Below are 14,474 nucleotides of genomic sequence, written 5' to 3' on the forward strand. Positions count from 1 at the left end.
ACTTGCACCTCTGTTGTATCTATGCTGTGCGCATGCCATCCGCCAGTACCGCCGGTACCACCGTGACCGCTGCCGAACGCGTCTACCAACACGTGAAGCAGGCCGTGCTCGACCGCCGCTACGAGGGCGGGGTGCTGCTGACCGAAGGCGAGCTCGCGGTCGCCGTAGGCGTCTCGCGCACACCGGTCCGCGAGGCGCTGCTGAGGCTGGAGACCGAGGGACTGCTGAAGCTGTACCCGAAGAAGGGCGCCCTCGTCCTCGCCGTCTCCGCCCAGGAGATCGCCGACGTGATCGAAACCCGGCTGCTGGTCGAGGAGTTCACCGTGCGCCGGGCCGTGCCCGCCCCGGCCGGGCTGCTGGAACGGCTCGCGGAACTGGTCGAGGAGCAGCGCCGGCTCGGTGACGCCGGCGAACTCGGGGCGATGATGGCCGCCGACCGTGCCTTCCACGCGGAGATCGTGCGCAGCGCCGGCAACCAGATCCTCTGCCGCCTCTACGACCAACTGCGCGACCGCCAGCTCCGCATGGGCGTGGCCCTGCTGCACGCACACCCCGAGCGGGTCGAGCGGACGCTGGCCGAGCACCGGGAGATCCTCGCCGCCCTGCGCGCGGGCGATGCGGACACGGCCGCCGCGGCGGTACGGGCCCACGTGAGCCGGGTCGGGGAACTGGTGCGGGGGTCCGCCCGATGAGCTCCGCCTCCGCCTCCGCCTCCGCTTCCGCCTCCGCCTCCGCTTCCGCCTCCGCCTCCGCCTCCGCCTCCGCCTCCGCTTCCGCCTCCGCTTCCCCCGCCCCGACCGCACCCGAGGCCTCCGTTTTCCGGGACCCGCCGGGCGGCCGCAAGGCGGTGCTCGTCTGGTCCATCGGCGTCGCCGTCTACTTCGTGGCGGTGATCTTCCGCACCAGCCTCGGCGTGGCCGGGCTGGAGGCCGCCGACCGCTTCCACGTGAACGCCTCGGCGCTGTCCACCTTCTCCCTGCTCCAGCTGCTGGTCTACGCGGGCATGCAGATACCCGTCGGCCTGATGGTGGACCGGCTCGGCACCAAGAAGGTGCTCACCCTCGGCGCCGTGCTCTTCACCGCCGGACAGATCGGCTTCGCGCTCTCCCCTTCCTACGGGATGGCCCTGGCCGCCCGCGCCCTGCTGGGCTGCGGGGACGCCATGACCTTCATCTCCGTCCTGCGGCTCGGCACCCGCTGGTTCCCGGCCCGCCGGGGCCCGCTGATGGCGCAGCTGGCCGGCCTGGTCGGGATGGCCGGCAACCTGATCTCCACGCTGGTGCTGGCTCCCGTGCTGCACGGGGTCGGCTGGGTGCCGGCGTTCGCGGGCAGCGCGGTGGCGGGCCTGGTCGTGCTGGTCCCGCTGGTGCTGTTCCTGCGTGACCACCCGGAGGGTCACGAGCCCGCGCCGCAGGCGGCCACCGGGGCGGGGGGCTTCGTACGGCGCCAGATCGCCGACTCCTGGAAGGAGCCCGGCACCAAGCTGGGTCTGTGGGTGCACTTCACGACGCAGTTCCCGGCCATGGTGTTCCTGCTGCTGTGGGGCATGCCCTTCCTCGTCGAGGCCCAGGGGCTCTCGCGGACCACCGCGGGCGGGCTGCTCACGCTGGTGGTCGCCTCGAACATGGCGCTCGGCCTGGTCTACGGCCAGATCGTCGGCCGCCGGCAGTCCTCCCGGATCCCCCTCGCCCTGGGCACGGTCGCCCTGACCGCGCTGCTGTGGGGCTCGGTCCTGGCCTATCCCGGGGACCACGCGCCGATGTGGCTGCTGATCGCGCTCTGCCTGGTGCTGGGCACCTGCGGGCCCGCGTCGATGATCGGCTTCGACTTCGCCCGCCCCGCCAACCCGGCGGACCGTCAGGGCACCGCCTCCGGAATCACCAACATGGGCGGTTTCATCGCCTCGATGACGACCCTGCTGGTGGTGGGGCTGCTGCTCGACGCCACCGGGGACAACTACCGCATCGCGTTCTCGTCGGTCTTCGTCCTGGAACTCCTGGGCATCGCCCAGATCCTGCGCCTGCGCGGCCGCGCCCTGGCCCGCGAACGCGAGCGGGTGGGCACGGGCGCAGGCGCGGGCGGAGGAACCCCGGTCCCGCCGGTGGCACTTCCCTCGCAGTCGGTGCCTCCGCCGGCCCCGGTTCCGGTCGCCACCGCCGTGGCGGCCGCCGGGGCCGGCACCCCCGTCGGCACCCCTGCCGACCCGCGGCCGGCCCGGTGACGTCCGGTGCCGGCCCGGCATGCGCGCAGGCCCCCGCACCGAGGAGGACGGGCCGGGGCGGGACAGACCCCCGTCCTTTCCCACCTGTCCGTCCGTCGACTCCGCGGAGTCGGGTTCCGGCCAACGCCTGCCGAGCCTATGAGGGCTCCGCGCGGCCGCGTGTGCACTGAGCGCAGGGACCGTTGACAATCCGCGCAACAGCCCCGGCTGTGGTTTAGGGGGTTGGGCGGCGCCGTGCCGATCAGGCCGGGCTCGCGGCCGCGGAACCCGCCTCGGCATCGGCCTCCGCCTCTGCCTCCGCCGAGGCCTGCGCCACCGCCGCGCGGCGGAACTCGCTCGGGCCGGCCCCGTACGTCTCGCGGAACAGGCGGCTGAACACGGAGGCGTTGGTGAATCCCCAACACAGGGCCACGGTGCGGACGGGGACGGTGACCTGACCGGGGTCGGAGAGGTCCTCGCGGCAGCCCTCCAGGCGGCGCCGCCGGATCGTGGCCGCCACGCTCTCCCCGCGCTCCCGGAAGAGGAGCTGGAGCCGGCGCAGCGACATGCCGTGCCGGGCGGCGACCACGGACGGGCTCAGGTCGGGATCGCCGAGGTTGTGCCCGATGAAGCGGTCGATCCGCGCCGACAGTTCCCGGGCCCGGCCCTCCTCGGACGGCTCGTCCTCGGCGCCGGGCCGCCCGGCGAGGCAGGCACCGGCCAGGTCGAGGGCGATGGCGCCCAACTGCTCCAGCTCGGCGGGCGCGCACTCCTCCCCGTGCGCGGCGAGGGAGCGCATGTACTGCGCGAGGATCGCCCCCATGCCCCGGTCGGCGGGGATCTGCTCCGCGAGCACCCGGTCCGCCTGGACCACCTGGTCCGACCACACCAAAGGTTTCTCCGGCCTACGGGGTCACGGGGTCACGGAGTCACGGAGAAGTGGGCCAGGATGGCCTCGGCCAGCGCCGGGTCACCCTCCACCTTCACCCGGTCGGCCACGGTGTGCGCACGCACCCGGCCGGCCGCGAGGCGCACGTACGTCTCCCAGTCCAGGGTCAGCGTCACCGCGGGCCCCAGCGAGGGGGCCTTGTCGATGGTGCCGCGGCCCTCCGCGTCGACCCGTACGGTCCGCATGAACTCCAGCGCGCCGTGCACGTCGATGACGACGGCCGAGTTCGCGGGCGCGCCGGCCTTCTTCGCGACCACCTTCGGCAGCCCGGCGAGCAGGAGGTCCCTGGCCACGTAGGCCCCGGGCGAGTCCCAGTTCCCCGGCTGCCCCAGGGCCGCCCGCAGGTCCTGCTCGTGGATCCACACGTCGAACGCGCGCAGCCGGAGCGAGTGCTCCAGGGTGGCCGGCTCGCCCAGCGGGCCGCGGATCACGGTGTCCGGATCCCGCTTCTCGTTCCGCAGCTGACGGGAGCGGCGGATGATCGTGTACTCCAGCTCGGAGGTCATCTCGGGCGCGGTGTGGTGCCGCCGCACGTCGACCTGCACTTCCATGTACCGGGAGAACTCGTCGACCACGTGGAGCAGGTCCCGCGGCAGGGTGTGGATCGGCCGCGGGTCGCCCAGCTGCTCGCACTCGATCCCGATGACGTGGGACACGACGTCGCGCACGGACCAGTTCGGGCAGGGCGTCGCCCGGCTCCACTCGCCTTCCGTCAACGGGAGGACCAGCTCGGATATCGCCTCGATGGAGTGGGTCCACGCGTCGGCATAGGGCTGAAGGCTGGGATGCGGATGGACGGTCAACGGGACCCCTCGCGTGCTGTTCATCGGCCTGTTGGCGCGTTAGGTGCAGTGGCGCGTTCTGGAAGCTTGTGCAATGGCTTCAAAACTACGCTGCCGGTGAGCACCCCGGCAGTGCTTTCGTGTGACGATCGTAGGCCCGAGTTGACGGCTTGAAAGCCAGGACGGTGGTACTGTGCGCGCTTCCCTGATCCAAATCGCGGTGAATGAGGGCGAGTCGGTGGTTTCCCGCCGCTCCCGGGTCGCCGACCTCGTACGCGAACAGTCCGGGTCGGACCTCGTCGTCCTGCCCGAGCTGTGGACCGTGGGCGCCTTCGCCTACGAGCAGTTCGAGACAGAGGCGGAGCCGCTGGACGGCCCGACCTACGGGGCCATGGCCGCGGCCGCCCGCGACGCCGGGGTCTGGCTGCACGCCGGCTCCTTCGTGGAGCGCGCGGGCGACGGCTCGCTCTACAACACCGCGCTCGTCCTCTCCCCGACGGGCGAGCTCGCCGCCACGTACCGCAAGATCCACCGCTTCGGCTTCGACCAGGGCGAGGCCGTCATGATGTCCGCGGGCGAGACCCTGACCACGGTCGCCCTCCCGGAGCAGACCCTCGGCCTGGCCACCTGCTACGACCTGCGCTTCCCGGAGCTGTTCCGCGGCCTGGTCGACGCCGGGGCGACGACGCTGGTCGTCTCCGCGGGCTGGCCGGCCCGCCGCCGGGAGCACTGGACGCTGCTGAACCGGGCCCGTGCCGTCGAGGACCAGTCGTACGTCCTCGCGTGCGGGTCGGCCGGCAGCAACGGGGGCGTGGAACAGGCCGGCCACAGCCTGGTCGTGGACCCGTGGGGCGAGGTCCTCGCCGAGGCGGGCCCGGGGGAGGAGGTCCTGACGGTGGACCTCGACCCCAAGAAGGTCGCCGAGACCCGCGAGCAGTTCCCGGCCCTGAAGGACCGCCGTCTCGGCCTCTGAGCCCGTCGGAGGGCCCGCGCCACCTGCGTGCTTTACTCGCCCGGAGCCCTCGGGGGACGAGAGCGAGTACACGGACGGGGTGCGGGCCATGACGGACGCGAAAGCAGACGAGAGACCGGCGCAGACGGGCGCCGAGCAGTCGGGTCCGGCGGCATCGGGTCCGGCGGAATCGGGTCCGGCGGAATCGAAGCCGGCGGAACGGGCCCACTGGCTCCAGCGCTCGATGGCCGGTCTCGCCGCCCTCCTCATGGTCGCCATGACGGCCTTCTGCGCGACGTCCCCGCTCGGCATGGTCCTGCTCCTCCCGCTCGTCGCCATCGCCTGGACCCCCTTCGTCCGGGAGCGCGATGCGTTCCGGACCCTGTGCACCGCCGCCGGCGGCTTCGGGCTCCTCATCGGGATCCTGCTGGCCTGCTTCGGCTTCTTCCCGGTGATTCCGTCGGCGATCGTCCTGCTGCTCGCCGCCTGGGCCGATCCGCGCCGCAGCCCGGCCCTCGCCTGGGCGTCCGCCGCCGTCGCCGTGCTGGTGTCCGCGGCGTCCCTGACCGCCGCGGGCTGGCTGGCGTACAACGCCTACCTGAGGCCCTCGTACGCCTACTCCGTGGAGATCCCCAGCTCCCTGTACAGCGAGGACGGCCTCCCCAAGGTGGACCTCCGGCTGGACGGGGTGACAGGCGTCCACGAGGCGTTCGACGATCCCGTGACCCGCGTGCAGGTGACGTACGACAAGAGCCTCACCGGACCCGAGCGCGCCGCCCTGCGCGAGGCCCTGCGCGAGGCCCTGAAGGCCGTCCCCGGCGCCGGCCCGCTCAAGGACTGCGGCCTCGGCGACTGCGACTGAGCGCCCCTAGGGGGTGTCGCCCGGACCCTCCCGCTCCTTCTCCGCCATCCGGATCACGCACACCGCGACGGCGATCAGCAGCGAGGCGTCCGCGTCCTCGCGGACCACGTCGACGGCGTACGTCTCGCGGACCCGGTACCACTGGCGGGAGATCAGCGCGAGCAGCTCCCCGTCGTACTCGACCTTGAACTCCCGGTCCAGGATCCGCCCGCTGACATCGAGCTCGGTGCCCTCGCTGAGCGTCACCAGGTAGTGGTTGCGCAGCAGCGAGAACCGCTTCTTCCGGATCACCGCGAGCCGCCGCTCGTCGCGCTCCAGCGTCATCGCGTCGCGCAGGGCGAAGAGCTTCTCCCGCAGCGTGATGAGGAGCCGCCCGTCGGGGTCCTTCAGCTCCAGGGTGTCCCGGAACCGCAGGGCCTTCCCGTCCACGAGGAAGGCGTGCCGGCCGTCCTCGTCCTCGATCCAGTAGTCGTCCCCGATGGCCAGCATTTTGTCCCGTACCAGGTATTTCACGCCCTCATCGCTGCCCGCGATAGGTTCCGGTCATGCCACTCCTCTACGTGACCGACCTGTCCTACCCGGCGCGCGGCCGCCGCTACGGCGACGAGGACGTCTTCCTCACCGCACGCCTGCGCGAGCACTTCCCCCTCGCCCTGTGCCACCCCCTGGACGCGGAGGCGCTCCTCCCGGCCTTCGACACCGTGGTCGTCCGCAACAGCGGCCCGGTCCTCCACCACCAGGAGGCCTACGACTCCTTCCGCGCGGCCGCCCTCGCCGCCGGCACCCGCGTCTACAACCCCCTGACGGGCCGGGGCGACATGGCGGGCAAGCAGTACCTGGTGGACCTGACCGCCTCCGGGCACCCGGTCATCCCCACGATCGACGACCCGGCGCACCTGTCGCTCCTCCCCGCGTCCCCCAGCTACGCGGTGAAGCCGAAACAGGGAGCGGACTCGATAGGCCTCACCTTCACCCCGCACCCGGACTGCGCCCCGGGGGAGTTCCTGATCCAGCCGCGCATCGACTTCGCGTACGAGGTGTCCTTCTACTTCGTGGACGACACCTTCCAGTACGCCCTCTACGCCCCCGACCCGGCCCGCCGCTGGGAGCTGGTCCCCTACGACCCGACCCCCGCGGACCTGGACTTCGCCCGCACCTTCATCGCCTGGAACACCCTCACCCACGGCATCCAGCGCGTGGACGCCTGCCGGGCCCCCTCGGGCGACCTCCTCCTGGTGGAGCTGGAGGACCTCAACCCGTACCTCTCCCTGGACCTCCTCCCGCCCGAGGTCCAGAACACCTTCATCACGTCCCTGGTCCGCTCCCTCCGGAGCTTCGGAGCCTCTTAGCCCCGCGCACCCTTGGCGACGGCCCGCCGGGCCACGTAGCGGAGCAGGGCCCAGATCGCCCCGGCGTTGACGAGGGCGCCGACCAGGACCGCGCCGTAGAGGCCGAGCTCGCCGAACATGCCGAGCTTGGAGTCGTCGAGGGACGTGTCCGGGGCCACCCAGTCCGAGGGGAGCGGGGCGGAGTCCGGCACGGACTCCACGGGCGGCTCGTCCCAGGCCGACTCGTCCGGGGTGGGGATGAAGGCGCTCAGCAGGAGGAGGCTGACCGGCGCGGTGGCCAGGATCGGCAGGGCCGCGAACATCCCGATGTCACCGGTCCGGCTGCCGATCGCGATGTAGACCAGCATCGAGAGCACCACCGCCAGGTATCCAGCGGGCACCCACATCTCGGGCTTCGACCAGCGCCGTCCCATCACGTTCCTCGTTTCCCGTTCTGTGTTCTGCGTGCGTTCCGCTTCGTTGTGCAGTCAGTCTCGAAGCTGCCGCGGCCCGCCACCTGAGTACGCCTACTCATCCTGTGCCGCCCTGCGTACCTGGTCAGAACCGTGCAGGGGCGCCGGAGGAGGTGCGGAAGATAACGCTTGGGTCACGGTCGGGGATCGCGTGCAGCAGTCGGGGAGTTGCCTCCGTCAGGTACGTCGGGGGAGCCAACGGGGCTTCGGGAGGGGTGCAGATGCGCAAGAGGCACGGGCCGGGTGGCCATGCGAACCGCTGACGTTCCCGCCTTCACGGCCTTCGTGCAGGCACGGTCCTCGGCACTGTTCAGGACCGCCCTGCTGATCACCGGCGAGCGGCACGTGGCCGACGACCTGGTGCAGTCCACGCTGGAGCAGGTGTGCCGGCACTGGCGCAAGGTCCGCTCCGCCGATGCACCGGAGGCCTATGCGCGCCGGATCCTGGTGAACCTCGCGAACGACCGCTGGCGCAGGCTGCGCGGCCGTCCGGAAGTACCCCTGGACGACGGCATCGGGGGCGGGCACGTCGATCCGTACAGAGGTCTCGTGGTCCGCGACGAGCTGATGCGCGAACTGCAGTCCCTGCCGGTCGGCATGCGCACCGTGCTCGTACTGCGGTACTTCGAGGACCTCGACGACGCGGAGATCGGCCGCTTGATGAACATCTCGACCGGCTCGGTCCGGTCCCAGGTGGCCCGGGGCCTGTCGAAGCTCCGGTCGACCGTCGGTACACAGGCACTGCGCGCGGGTTCGGAAGGGGCGGCATGAAGGACTTCGACCTGGAGGAGGAGCTGGCCGCGGCCATGCTCGACCGGGCGCAGCAGGAACCGCCGCGCGGCTACGACGTGGACGGACTCATCGGGCGGGTACGGCAGCGCAGGCGCCGCCTGCAGACGGGTGCGGCGGCGGCCGCGGCGATCGTGGCCCTGGGCGCCGGCTTCGCCGTCCAGGAGGGCCGGGACCGCACCTCGACGCCCGCACCGGCAGCGACCGCACCGGGTCCCAGCCTGCCTCCGGCCCCGTCCCAGCCCGTCAAACGGCCCCCGGTCGACCCGGCCAAGGCGACGCACACCCTGTTCCTCGCCGCCCTGCGCTACCAGAACCCGGCCACCCGCTCCCAGGTGGATCCGGCCGAGGTGGCGGCGCTGTTCGCCAACGAGCCCACCTACCGGCGGATCTGGGGCACCGACTCGCTCGGTGTGACCTGCGGCTCCGCGGTCGACGGCGTGCTGGTGCCGGGTCAGGTCCTGCTGTACCAGGGGACCGAGCCGCTCGACGAAGCCCCCTCCCTCACCTTCGACGGGACCACGGGTCTGGTGGTCGACCTGACCTGCTCGACGGGCTCCGGAGGCGGCAAGGGCGGTGACCCGACGGTGTCCGGCTTCTACGGCGGACTGGTGAAGGCCACCAAGTCCGGTGACTCCACGGCACTGGAGACGCTCGCGCAGCAGTTCGTGACCGCGCAGCTTCGATCCGCCCGGGGCTCGCAGCACGGTGGCACCTGCTCCTACACCGCGCCCCCCTTCTGGCTCGCCGACAACCCCTCGTCCGGAACCCTCACCCACGGATGGACCGTGGACCTCGGCGGCACTCGGGCCTTCCCCATCGACATCGACCAGAACGACAAGATCGCCCGATCCTGCGGCGGATGAGCCGCACCGCCGGCGGCCGCTGAGCCGGCCGCCGGCCGCACCCTGACGGCGCCCTGCCGCATTCCGGCGGGCCCGGCCGCGCTCCCACACGCGCCTCCACCCACACACGCCACGGCTCGCTCCGGCATGCCCTGACGCGCCCTGACGCGCCGCGGGGCGATGTCCGCGTGCCCGGACATCCGAAAGCGAGTCCCCGCATGAAGCGCCGGACACCCTTACTCGTGCTCCCCCTGCTCGTGGGCGCCACCCTGGCGGCCCACTTCCTGATCCCCACCCCGGGTGCCGCCGAGGGCACGCCCCCGCGACCCCTGCGGATGGCGGCGACGGCCCCGACGGCGACCGCGCCGACGGCACCCGCCCCGCCCGTGCCCGGCACGCCGCCGCCCTCCCCGGACACGGCGACCCCGGAGCAGGCCGTCCACCGCGCGCTCGACGGGCTCGGGCCGCACCACGGCCGCTACGCGCTCGCCACCCTGGACCTCACCTCGGGCCGCGCGGCGACGTACGGCCCGTCCACCGAGACCTTCACCTCCGCGAGCATCATCAAGGTGAACATCCTGGCCGCCCTCCTCCTACGGGCCCAGGACCGCGGGGTCCCGCTCACCCCCGCCCAGCGGCGGCTGGCCTCGGCCATGATCCGCGTCAGTGACAACGACGCGGCGCAGGAACTCTGGACCGCCATCGGCCGACGCCAGGGCCTGGACGCGGCCAACGCACGCCTCGGCCTCACCCCGGCACACGCCGGCCAGCGGGGCCCCTGGGGCCTGACCCGCACCACGGTCGCCGACCAACTCGCCCTCCTGAAGGCGGTGTTCACGGAGAACTCCCCCTTGACCACCGCATCCCGCTCCTACGTCCGCGCCCTCATGGGTGACATCGCCGCCGACCAGGACTGGGGCGTCGGCGCAGCGGGCACCCCCGGTGCCCGGCCCGTGCTCAAGAACGGCTGGCTCCCGGGCGGGACGCCCCCGCGGTGGGCCGTCAACAGCATCGGCCTCGTCGAGCGCGACGGGCACACGCTCCTGATCGCCGTCCTCACCGACGCCCAGCCCACCCGCGAGGCCGGCACGGCCCTCATAGAGCGCGCCGCGTCGGCCGCGGCCGAGGCGCTGCTGGAGCGTACGGCCTGAGCAGGGGCTTCGTACGCGCGTGATCCCGAGTTCACGGGCGGATGGCAAGCTTGAAGCATGAACGATGCCGCCCCGGCGCCCACCCCTGCGCCCGCGCCCCGCCGACGTGCCCGTGTCCGTGCCCCCGAGCTGATCGGCAAGGGTGGCTGGCTCAACACCGGCGGCAAGGACCTCACCCTCGCCGACCTGCGAGGACGCATTACGATCCTCGATTTTTGGACCTTTTGCTGTGTGAACTGCCTCCACGTGCTCGACGAGTTGCGCGAGCTGGAGGAGAAGCACCGCGACACCGTCGTGATCGTCGGTGTGCACTCGCCGAAGTTCGTGCACGAGGCCGAGCACGCGGCCGTCGTCGATGCCGTCGAGCGGTACGGGGTGCACCACCCCGTGCTCGACGATCCCGAGCTCGCGACCTGGAAGCAGTACGCCGTCCGTGCCTGGCCCACGCTCGTGGTGATCGACCCCGAGGGGTACGTCGTCGCGCAGCACGCCGGGGAGGGGCACGCGCACGCCATCGCCACGCTCGTGGAGGAGCTGGAGGCCGAGCACGAGGCCAAGGGGACGCTGCGGCGCGGGGACGGGCCGTACGTGGCGCCCGAGCCGGTGGCGGGCGACCTGCGGTTCCCCGGGAAGGCGCTCGTGCTGCCCTCCGGGAACCTGCTCGTCTCCGACACGACCCGGCACCAGCTGGTGGAGCTGGCCCCCGACGGGGAGAGCGTCGTACGGCGCATCGGCGGCGGGGAGCGCGGCTTCGGGGCGGAATCCTTCAGCGAGCCCCAGGGGCTGGCGCTGCTGCCCGACGGGTCCGTGGTCGTCGCCGACACCGTCAATCACGCGCTGCGGCGCTTCGACCCCGCGACCGGGGCCGTGGAGACCGTCGCCGGGACCGGGCGGCAGTGGTGGCAGGGGTCCCCGACCTCGGGGCCGGCCCTCGACGTCGACCTGTCCTCGCCGTGGGACGTGGCCTGGTGGCAGGGCCGGGTGTGGATCGCCATGGCGGGCGTCCACCAGCTGTGGACCTGGGACCCGGAGGGCGGCGCCGTCGCCGTCGCCGCCGGAACGACCAACGAGGGGCTGCACGACGGGCCGGCCGCCGAGGCCTGGTTCGCCCAGCCGTCCGGGCTCGCGGCCACGGAGGACCGGCTGTGGATCGCCGACTCCGAGACGAGCGCGCTCCGGTACGTCGAGCGGGAGGGCGACGGCTACGCCATCCGCACCGCCGTCGGCTCCGGCCTCTTCGACTTCGGGCACCGGGACGGCGACGCCGCGCAGGCGCTGCTCCAGCACCCGCTCGGCGTCACCGCGCTGCCCGACGGCTCGGTCGCGGTGTGCGACACGTACAACCACGCCCTGCGGCGGTACGACCCGGCGACGGGGCAAGTCACCACGCTCGCCACCGATCTGCGCGAGCCCAGCGACGCCGTGCTCGTCGGCGACGACATCGTCGTGGTGGAGTCGGCCCGGCACCGGCTGACCCGGCTGCGCCTCCCGGAGGAGGCCGTACGGGTCGACGCGGTCGCCCACCGCACCCAGCGGGCCGCCACCGAGGTGGCCCCCGGCACGCTCCGCCTCGACATCGTCTTCCAGGCCCCGAGCGGCCAGAAGCTCGACACCCGCTACGGCCCCTCGACCCGGCTGCTCGTCTCCTCGACCCCGCCCGAGCTGCTGACGGCGGGGGAAGGGGCCGGGACCGACCTGTTCCGGGAGCTCGCGCTGAACCCGGACCTGACCGAGGGCGTCCTGCACGTCTCCGCGATGGCCGCGTCCTGCGACGACGACCCGGAGAACGAGTACCCGGCCTGCCACGTCCACCAGCAGGACTGGGGAGTGCCGGTGAGCATCACCGCGGGCGGCGCGACCCGACTGCCCCTGGTGCTGGCCGGGATGGACGACTGAGCCACGGCATGGACGACCGAGTCGCGGCGTCGACGTCACCGACCGTGCCCGCCGGGGGAGATCCCCCGGCGGGCACGGTCATGACGGCGTGATGACGGCCGGTCAGTTCTCCAGGAACGCCAGGATGACGTTGGCCAGGAGGTACGGGTCGTCCGCGCCGCACAGTTCGCGGGCGCTGTGCATCGAGAGGATGGCCACGCCGATGTCGACCGTCTGGATGCCGTGGCGGGCCGCGGTGATCGGGCCGATCGTGGTGCCGCACGGCATCGAGTTGTTGGAGACGAAGGTCTGCCACGGGACGCCGGCGCGCTCGCAGGCGGCCACGAACACCGCGCGGCCGCTGCCGTCGGTCGCGTAGCGCTGGTTGACGTTGACCTTCAGGATCGGGCCGCCGTTGGCGCGCGGGTGGTGCGTGGGGTCGTGGCGCTCCGCGTAGTTGGGGTGCACGGCGTGGCCGGTGTCCGAGGAGAGGCAGATCGCGCCGGCGAAGGCCCGCGCGCGGTCCTCGTAGGTGCCGCCGCGGGAGAAGACCGAACGTTCCAGCACGTTGCCCAGGAGCGGGCCGTCCGCGCCGGTGTCCGACTGCGAGCCGTTCTCCTCGTGGTCGAAGGCGGCCAGGACGGGGATGTGGGTGAGGGTGTCGGCCGTGGAGGCGGCCACCAGCGCCGCGACGCCCGCGTGGACGGAGAGCAGGTTGTCCATGCGCGGGCCCGCGAGGAGCTCGCGGTCGCGGCCGAGGTAGGCCGGGGGCTCGATCGAATGGACCATCAGGTCCCATCCGGCGACGGAGCCGCGCTCGAGGCCTTCCTCGTCCTCCAGGAAGGCGATGAGGTCGCCTTCGTGGACGTCGCCGAGGCCCCAGATCGGCTGCATGTGCCGCTGCTTGTCCAGCTTGAGCCCGTCGGTGTTCACCGACCGGTCGAGGTGCACGGCGAGTTGGGGTACGCGCATCAGCGCACGGTCGATGTTGACGAGCCGTTCGGTGCCGTCGAGGAGGGTGAGGCGTCCGGCCAGGCCCAGGTCGCGGTCGAGCCAGGTGTTGAGCAGGGTGCCGCCGTAGATCTCCACGGCGATCTGCCGCCAGCCCTGGGCGCCGGTGTCGGGCAGCGGCTTGACCCGGAGGTTGGGGGAGTCGGTGTGCGCGCCGATGATCCGGAACGGGGTGTGCGCGGCCGCGCCTTCGGGCACGTACCAGGCGATGATCGCGCCCCCGCGGAGTACGAACTTGCCTCCCGTGCTCGCGTCCCACGCGTCGGTCTCGGCCAACTGCCTGAATCCGGCCTTCTCCAGCCGCTCGGCCGCGTTGGCCACGGCGTGGTACTGCGACGGACTCGCCGCCAGGAAGGTCATCAGATCGTCGGTGTGGCCGCGGTCGAAGCGGGCGGCGGCGGGAGAGCTCATGTGGGTCACCTTAACGACGGTCGTGTTCGTCATGGCCGGACTGCGGCGGATAGCCGGAGGAAGGGGCCGCGGGGGTGTGGTCCGGGCCCCCGGGCTGTGTCAGCCCGGCGGACGGTCGAAGCGGCGCTGCAACTGTCTGCGCTCGCCCCGGCGGATGCGCGGGAGCATTTCCGGGGTCTGCGCGGAGCGCTGCGCGCGCCTCTTGCGTCCGGCGCAGAAGATACAGGCCTCACCGGGAGGGGCGTCGGGGTCGATGGGTGCGCCGGGGTGTTCGGAGCAGCCGGAGGCGTTGCGCGGCCGGGACAGTTCGCGGGCCACGATGAAGGCCCGGTGCAGGTCGTCGGCCATGGCGACGAAGTCCTCGGGGGGCGAGGACAGGCTCAGGTGGAAGCGCCGCTCCTCGACCGTGCGCAGGCGGGCCTGGAGGGCCTGGAGCGTGTACGGGGGCTCGGGCACGGGGTATCCGAGCCGGCGCTGCTCGCCCGCGGGCGGGGCGGCGGCGGACGCGGCGCGGGCGCCCTGTGCGCGCAGTCCGAGGCGGCGCCGGTCGTTGCAGATCAGGCAGCGCCCCCAGCCGTCGGGCGCCTCGGGGTCGAGGGCGCCGTTGGGGTGCTCCGGGCAGCCGGTGTAGCTCTTGGCGGGAGCGAGCCCGGCGGCGGTCTGGAAGGCGGTGTAGAGGGCGTCGGCCACCGATTCGTACTCGGTGGGGTGGGCGCCCTCGTAGAGCTCCTTGAGGTGGTCTCCGAGGCTGCCCACGGCGGACTGCAGCTCCTTGAGGGCATAGGGCCGCCCGGTCGGGACCGAGTACCCCCTGCTGCCGCGCTGCTGCTCCTGTGGACTCATACC

15 protein-coding genes are annotated in these 14,474 nt (G+C 72.7%); 9 read left to right on the forward strand and 6 right to left on the reverse strand.

The window, feature by feature from the left end; translation table 11 throughout:
- Positions 1–32 precede the first annotated feature (32 nt).
- Both ACFRU2_RS35780 and ACFRU2_RS35785 read left to right on the forward strand, forming a co-directional pair.
- Complete coding sequence (locus ACFRU2_RS35780; RefSeq protein ID WP_382980187.1) at positions 33–692, forward strand: GntR family transcriptional regulator; 660 nt, start codon at positions 33–35, stop codon at positions 690–692.
- Positions 689–2,221, forward strand: a complete 1,533-nt coding sequence (locus tag ACFRU2_RS35785; RefSeq protein ID WP_382980188.1) for a nitrate/nitrite transporter — start codon at positions 689–691, stop codon at positions 2,219–2,221. Before ACFRU2_RS35780 ends, ACFRU2_RS35785 begins: the two co-directional genes overlap by 4 nt.
- Positions 2,222–2,462: 241 nt before the next feature.
- On the opposite strand, the gene ACFRU2_RS35790 is transcribed toward ACFRU2_RS35785, so the two are convergent.
- Together ACFRU2_RS35790 and ACFRU2_RS35795 are read right to left on the reverse strand one after the other, a co-directional pair.
- Positions 2,463–3,089, reverse strand: coding sequence for a helix-turn-helix domain-containing protein (locus tag ACFRU2_RS35790; RefSeq protein ID WP_382980189.1), 627 nt, complete (start codon positions 3,087–3,089; stop codon positions 2,463–2,465).
- Between the two features lie 32 nt (positions 3,090–3,121).
- Positions 3,122–3,952: a maleylpyruvate isomerase family mycothiol-dependent enzyme gene (locus ACFRU2_RS35795; protein ID WP_382980190.1), complete on the reverse strand. Its 831-nt coding sequence runs from the start codon at positions 3,950–3,952 to the stop codon at positions 3,122–3,124.
- A gap of 172 nt (positions 3,953–4,124) precedes the next feature.
- On the opposite strand from ACFRU2_RS35795, the gene ACFRU2_RS35800 reads away from it, so the two are divergent.
- Together ACFRU2_RS35800 and ACFRU2_RS35805 are read left to right on the forward strand one after the other, a co-directional pair.
- Positions 4,125–4,904: a carbon-nitrogen family hydrolase gene (locus ACFRU2_RS35800; RefSeq protein WP_382980191.1), complete on the forward strand. Its 780-nt coding sequence runs from the start codon at positions 4,125–4,127 to the stop codon at positions 4,902–4,904.
- A gap of 88 nt (positions 4,905–4,992) precedes the next feature.
- Positions 4,993–5,745 carry a hypothetical protein gene (locus ACFRU2_RS35805; protein WP_382980192.1) on the forward strand — a complete coding sequence of 251 codons (753 nt, stop codon included), beginning with the start codon at positions 4,993–4,995 and terminating at the stop codon, positions 5,743–5,745.
- A gap of 6 nt (positions 5,746–5,751) precedes the next feature.
- Here ACFRU2_RS35805 and ACFRU2_RS35810 read toward each other — a convergent pair whose 3' ends face one another.
- On the reverse strand, positions 5,752–6,258 hold the full coding sequence (locus tag ACFRU2_RS35810) for an LURP-one-related/scramblase family protein (RefSeq protein WP_382980194.1): 507 nt from the start codon (positions 6,256–6,258) through the stop codon (positions 5,752–5,754).
- Positions 6,259–6,290: 32 nt separating this feature from the next.
- On the opposite strand from ACFRU2_RS35810, the gene ACFRU2_RS35815 reads away from it, so the two are divergent.
- Complete coding sequence (locus tag ACFRU2_RS35815) at positions 6,291–7,094, forward strand: hypothetical protein (RefSeq protein WP_382980196.1); 804 nt, start codon at positions 6,291–6,293, stop codon at positions 7,092–7,094.
- On the opposite strand, the gene ACFRU2_RS35820 is transcribed toward ACFRU2_RS35815, so the two are convergent.
- A complete protein-coding gene (locus ACFRU2_RS35820; RefSeq protein ID WP_382980198.1) occupies positions 7,091–7,507 on the reverse strand; it encodes a hypothetical protein in 417 nt (138 codons plus the stop codon). The genes ACFRU2_RS35815 and ACFRU2_RS35820 overlap by 4 nt on opposite strands.
- A gap of 288 nt (positions 7,508–7,795) precedes the next feature.
- On the opposite strand from ACFRU2_RS35820, the gene ACFRU2_RS35825 reads away from it, so the two are divergent.
- The 4 genes from ACFRU2_RS35825 (at position 7,796) to ACFRU2_RS35840 (ending at position 12,227) form a co-directional block, all read left to right on the forward strand.
- Positions 7,796–8,317: a SigE family RNA polymerase sigma factor gene (locus ACFRU2_RS35825; protein WP_382980200.1), complete on the forward strand. Its 522-nt coding sequence runs from the start codon at positions 7,796–7,798 to the stop codon at positions 8,315–8,317.
- Positions 8,314–9,201 (forward strand): hypothetical protein, encoded by an 888-nt coding sequence (locus ACFRU2_RS35830; RefSeq protein WP_382980201.1) that lies wholly within the window; start codon positions 8,314–8,316, stop codon positions 9,199–9,201. Before ACFRU2_RS35825 ends, ACFRU2_RS35830 begins: the two co-directional genes overlap by 4 nt.
- Before the next feature lie 197 nt (positions 9,202–9,398).
- A complete protein-coding gene (locus tag ACFRU2_RS35835; protein ID WP_382980203.1) occupies positions 9,399–10,331 on the forward strand; it encodes a serine hydrolase in 933 nt (310 codons plus the stop codon).
- 57 nt (positions 10,332–10,388) lie between these two features.
- Entirely contained in the window at positions 10,389–12,227 is a 1,839-nt protein-coding gene (locus tag ACFRU2_RS35840; RefSeq protein WP_382980205.1) for an NHL domain-containing thioredoxin family protein, read from the forward strand.
- Positions 12,228–12,329: 102 nt separating this feature from the next.
- Here the strand turns inward: ACFRU2_RS35840 and ACFRU2_RS35845 are convergent, their stop codons facing one another.
- Positions 12,330–13,628 carry a M18 family aminopeptidase gene (locus ACFRU2_RS35845; protein ID WP_382980207.1) on the reverse strand — a complete coding sequence of 433 codons (1,299 nt, stop codon included), beginning with the start codon at positions 13,626–13,628 and terminating at the stop codon, positions 12,330–12,332.
- Between the two features lie 99 nt (positions 13,629–13,727).
- On the reverse strand, positions 13,728–14,471 hold the full coding sequence (locus tag ACFRU2_RS35850) for a hypothetical protein (RefSeq protein ID WP_382980209.1): 744 nt from the start codon (positions 14,469–14,471) through the stop codon (positions 13,728–13,730).
- Positions 14,472–14,474: the final 3 nt, after the last annotated feature.

The sequence above is a fragment of the Streptomyces sp. NPDC056883 genome (assembly GCF_042788835.1).
Classification (GTDB): domain Bacteria; phylum Actinomycetota; class Actinomycetes; order Streptomycetales; family Streptomycetaceae; genus Streptomyces; species Streptomyces stoeckheimensis.

Bases quoted from the DNA above. Each gene is read 5' to 3' on its own strand.
- ACFRU2_RS35825 (WP_382980200.1), top strand. From the start codon at position 7,796: ATGCGAACCGCTGACGTTCCCGCCTTCACGGCCTTCGTGCAGGCACGG.
- ACFRU2_RS35840 (WP_382980205.1), top strand. From the start codon at position 10,389: ATGAACGATGCCGCCCCGGCGCCCACCCCTGCGCCCGCGCCCCGCCGA.
- ACFRU2_RS35785 (WP_382980188.1), top strand. From the start codon at position 689: ATGAGCTCCGCCTCCGCCTCCGCCTCCGCTTCCGCCTCCGCCTCCGCT.
- ACFRU2_RS35845 (WP_382980207.1), bottom strand. From the start codon at position 13,628: ATGAGCTCTCCCGCCGCCGCCCGCTTCGACCGCGGCCACACCGACGAT.
- ACFRU2_RS35805 (WP_382980192.1), top strand. From the start codon at position 4,993: ATGACGGACGCGAAAGCAGACGAGAGACCGGCGCAGACGGGCGCCGAG.
- ACFRU2_RS35820 (WP_382980198.1), bottom strand. From the start codon at position 7,507: ATGGGACGGCGCTGGTCGAAGCCCGAGATGTGGGTGCCCGCTGGATAC.
- ACFRU2_RS35780 (WP_382980187.1), top strand. From the start codon at position 33: ATGCCATCCGCCAGTACCGCCGGTACCACCGTGACCGCTGCCGAACGC.
- ACFRU2_RS35815 (WP_382980196.1), top strand. From the start codon at position 6,291: ATGCCACTCCTCTACGTGACCGACCTGTCCTACCCGGCGCGCGGCCGC.
- ACFRU2_RS35850 (WP_382980209.1), bottom strand. From the start codon at position 14,471: ATGAGTCCACAGGAGCAGCAGCGCGGCAGCAGGGGGTACTCGGTCCCG.
- ACFRU2_RS35835 (WP_382980203.1), top strand. From the start codon at position 9,399: ATGAAGCGCCGGACACCCTTACTCGTGCTCCCCCTGCTCGTGGGCGCC.
- ACFRU2_RS35830 (WP_382980201.1), top strand. From the start codon at position 8,314: ATGAAGGACTTCGACCTGGAGGAGGAGCTGGCCGCGGCCATGCTCGAC.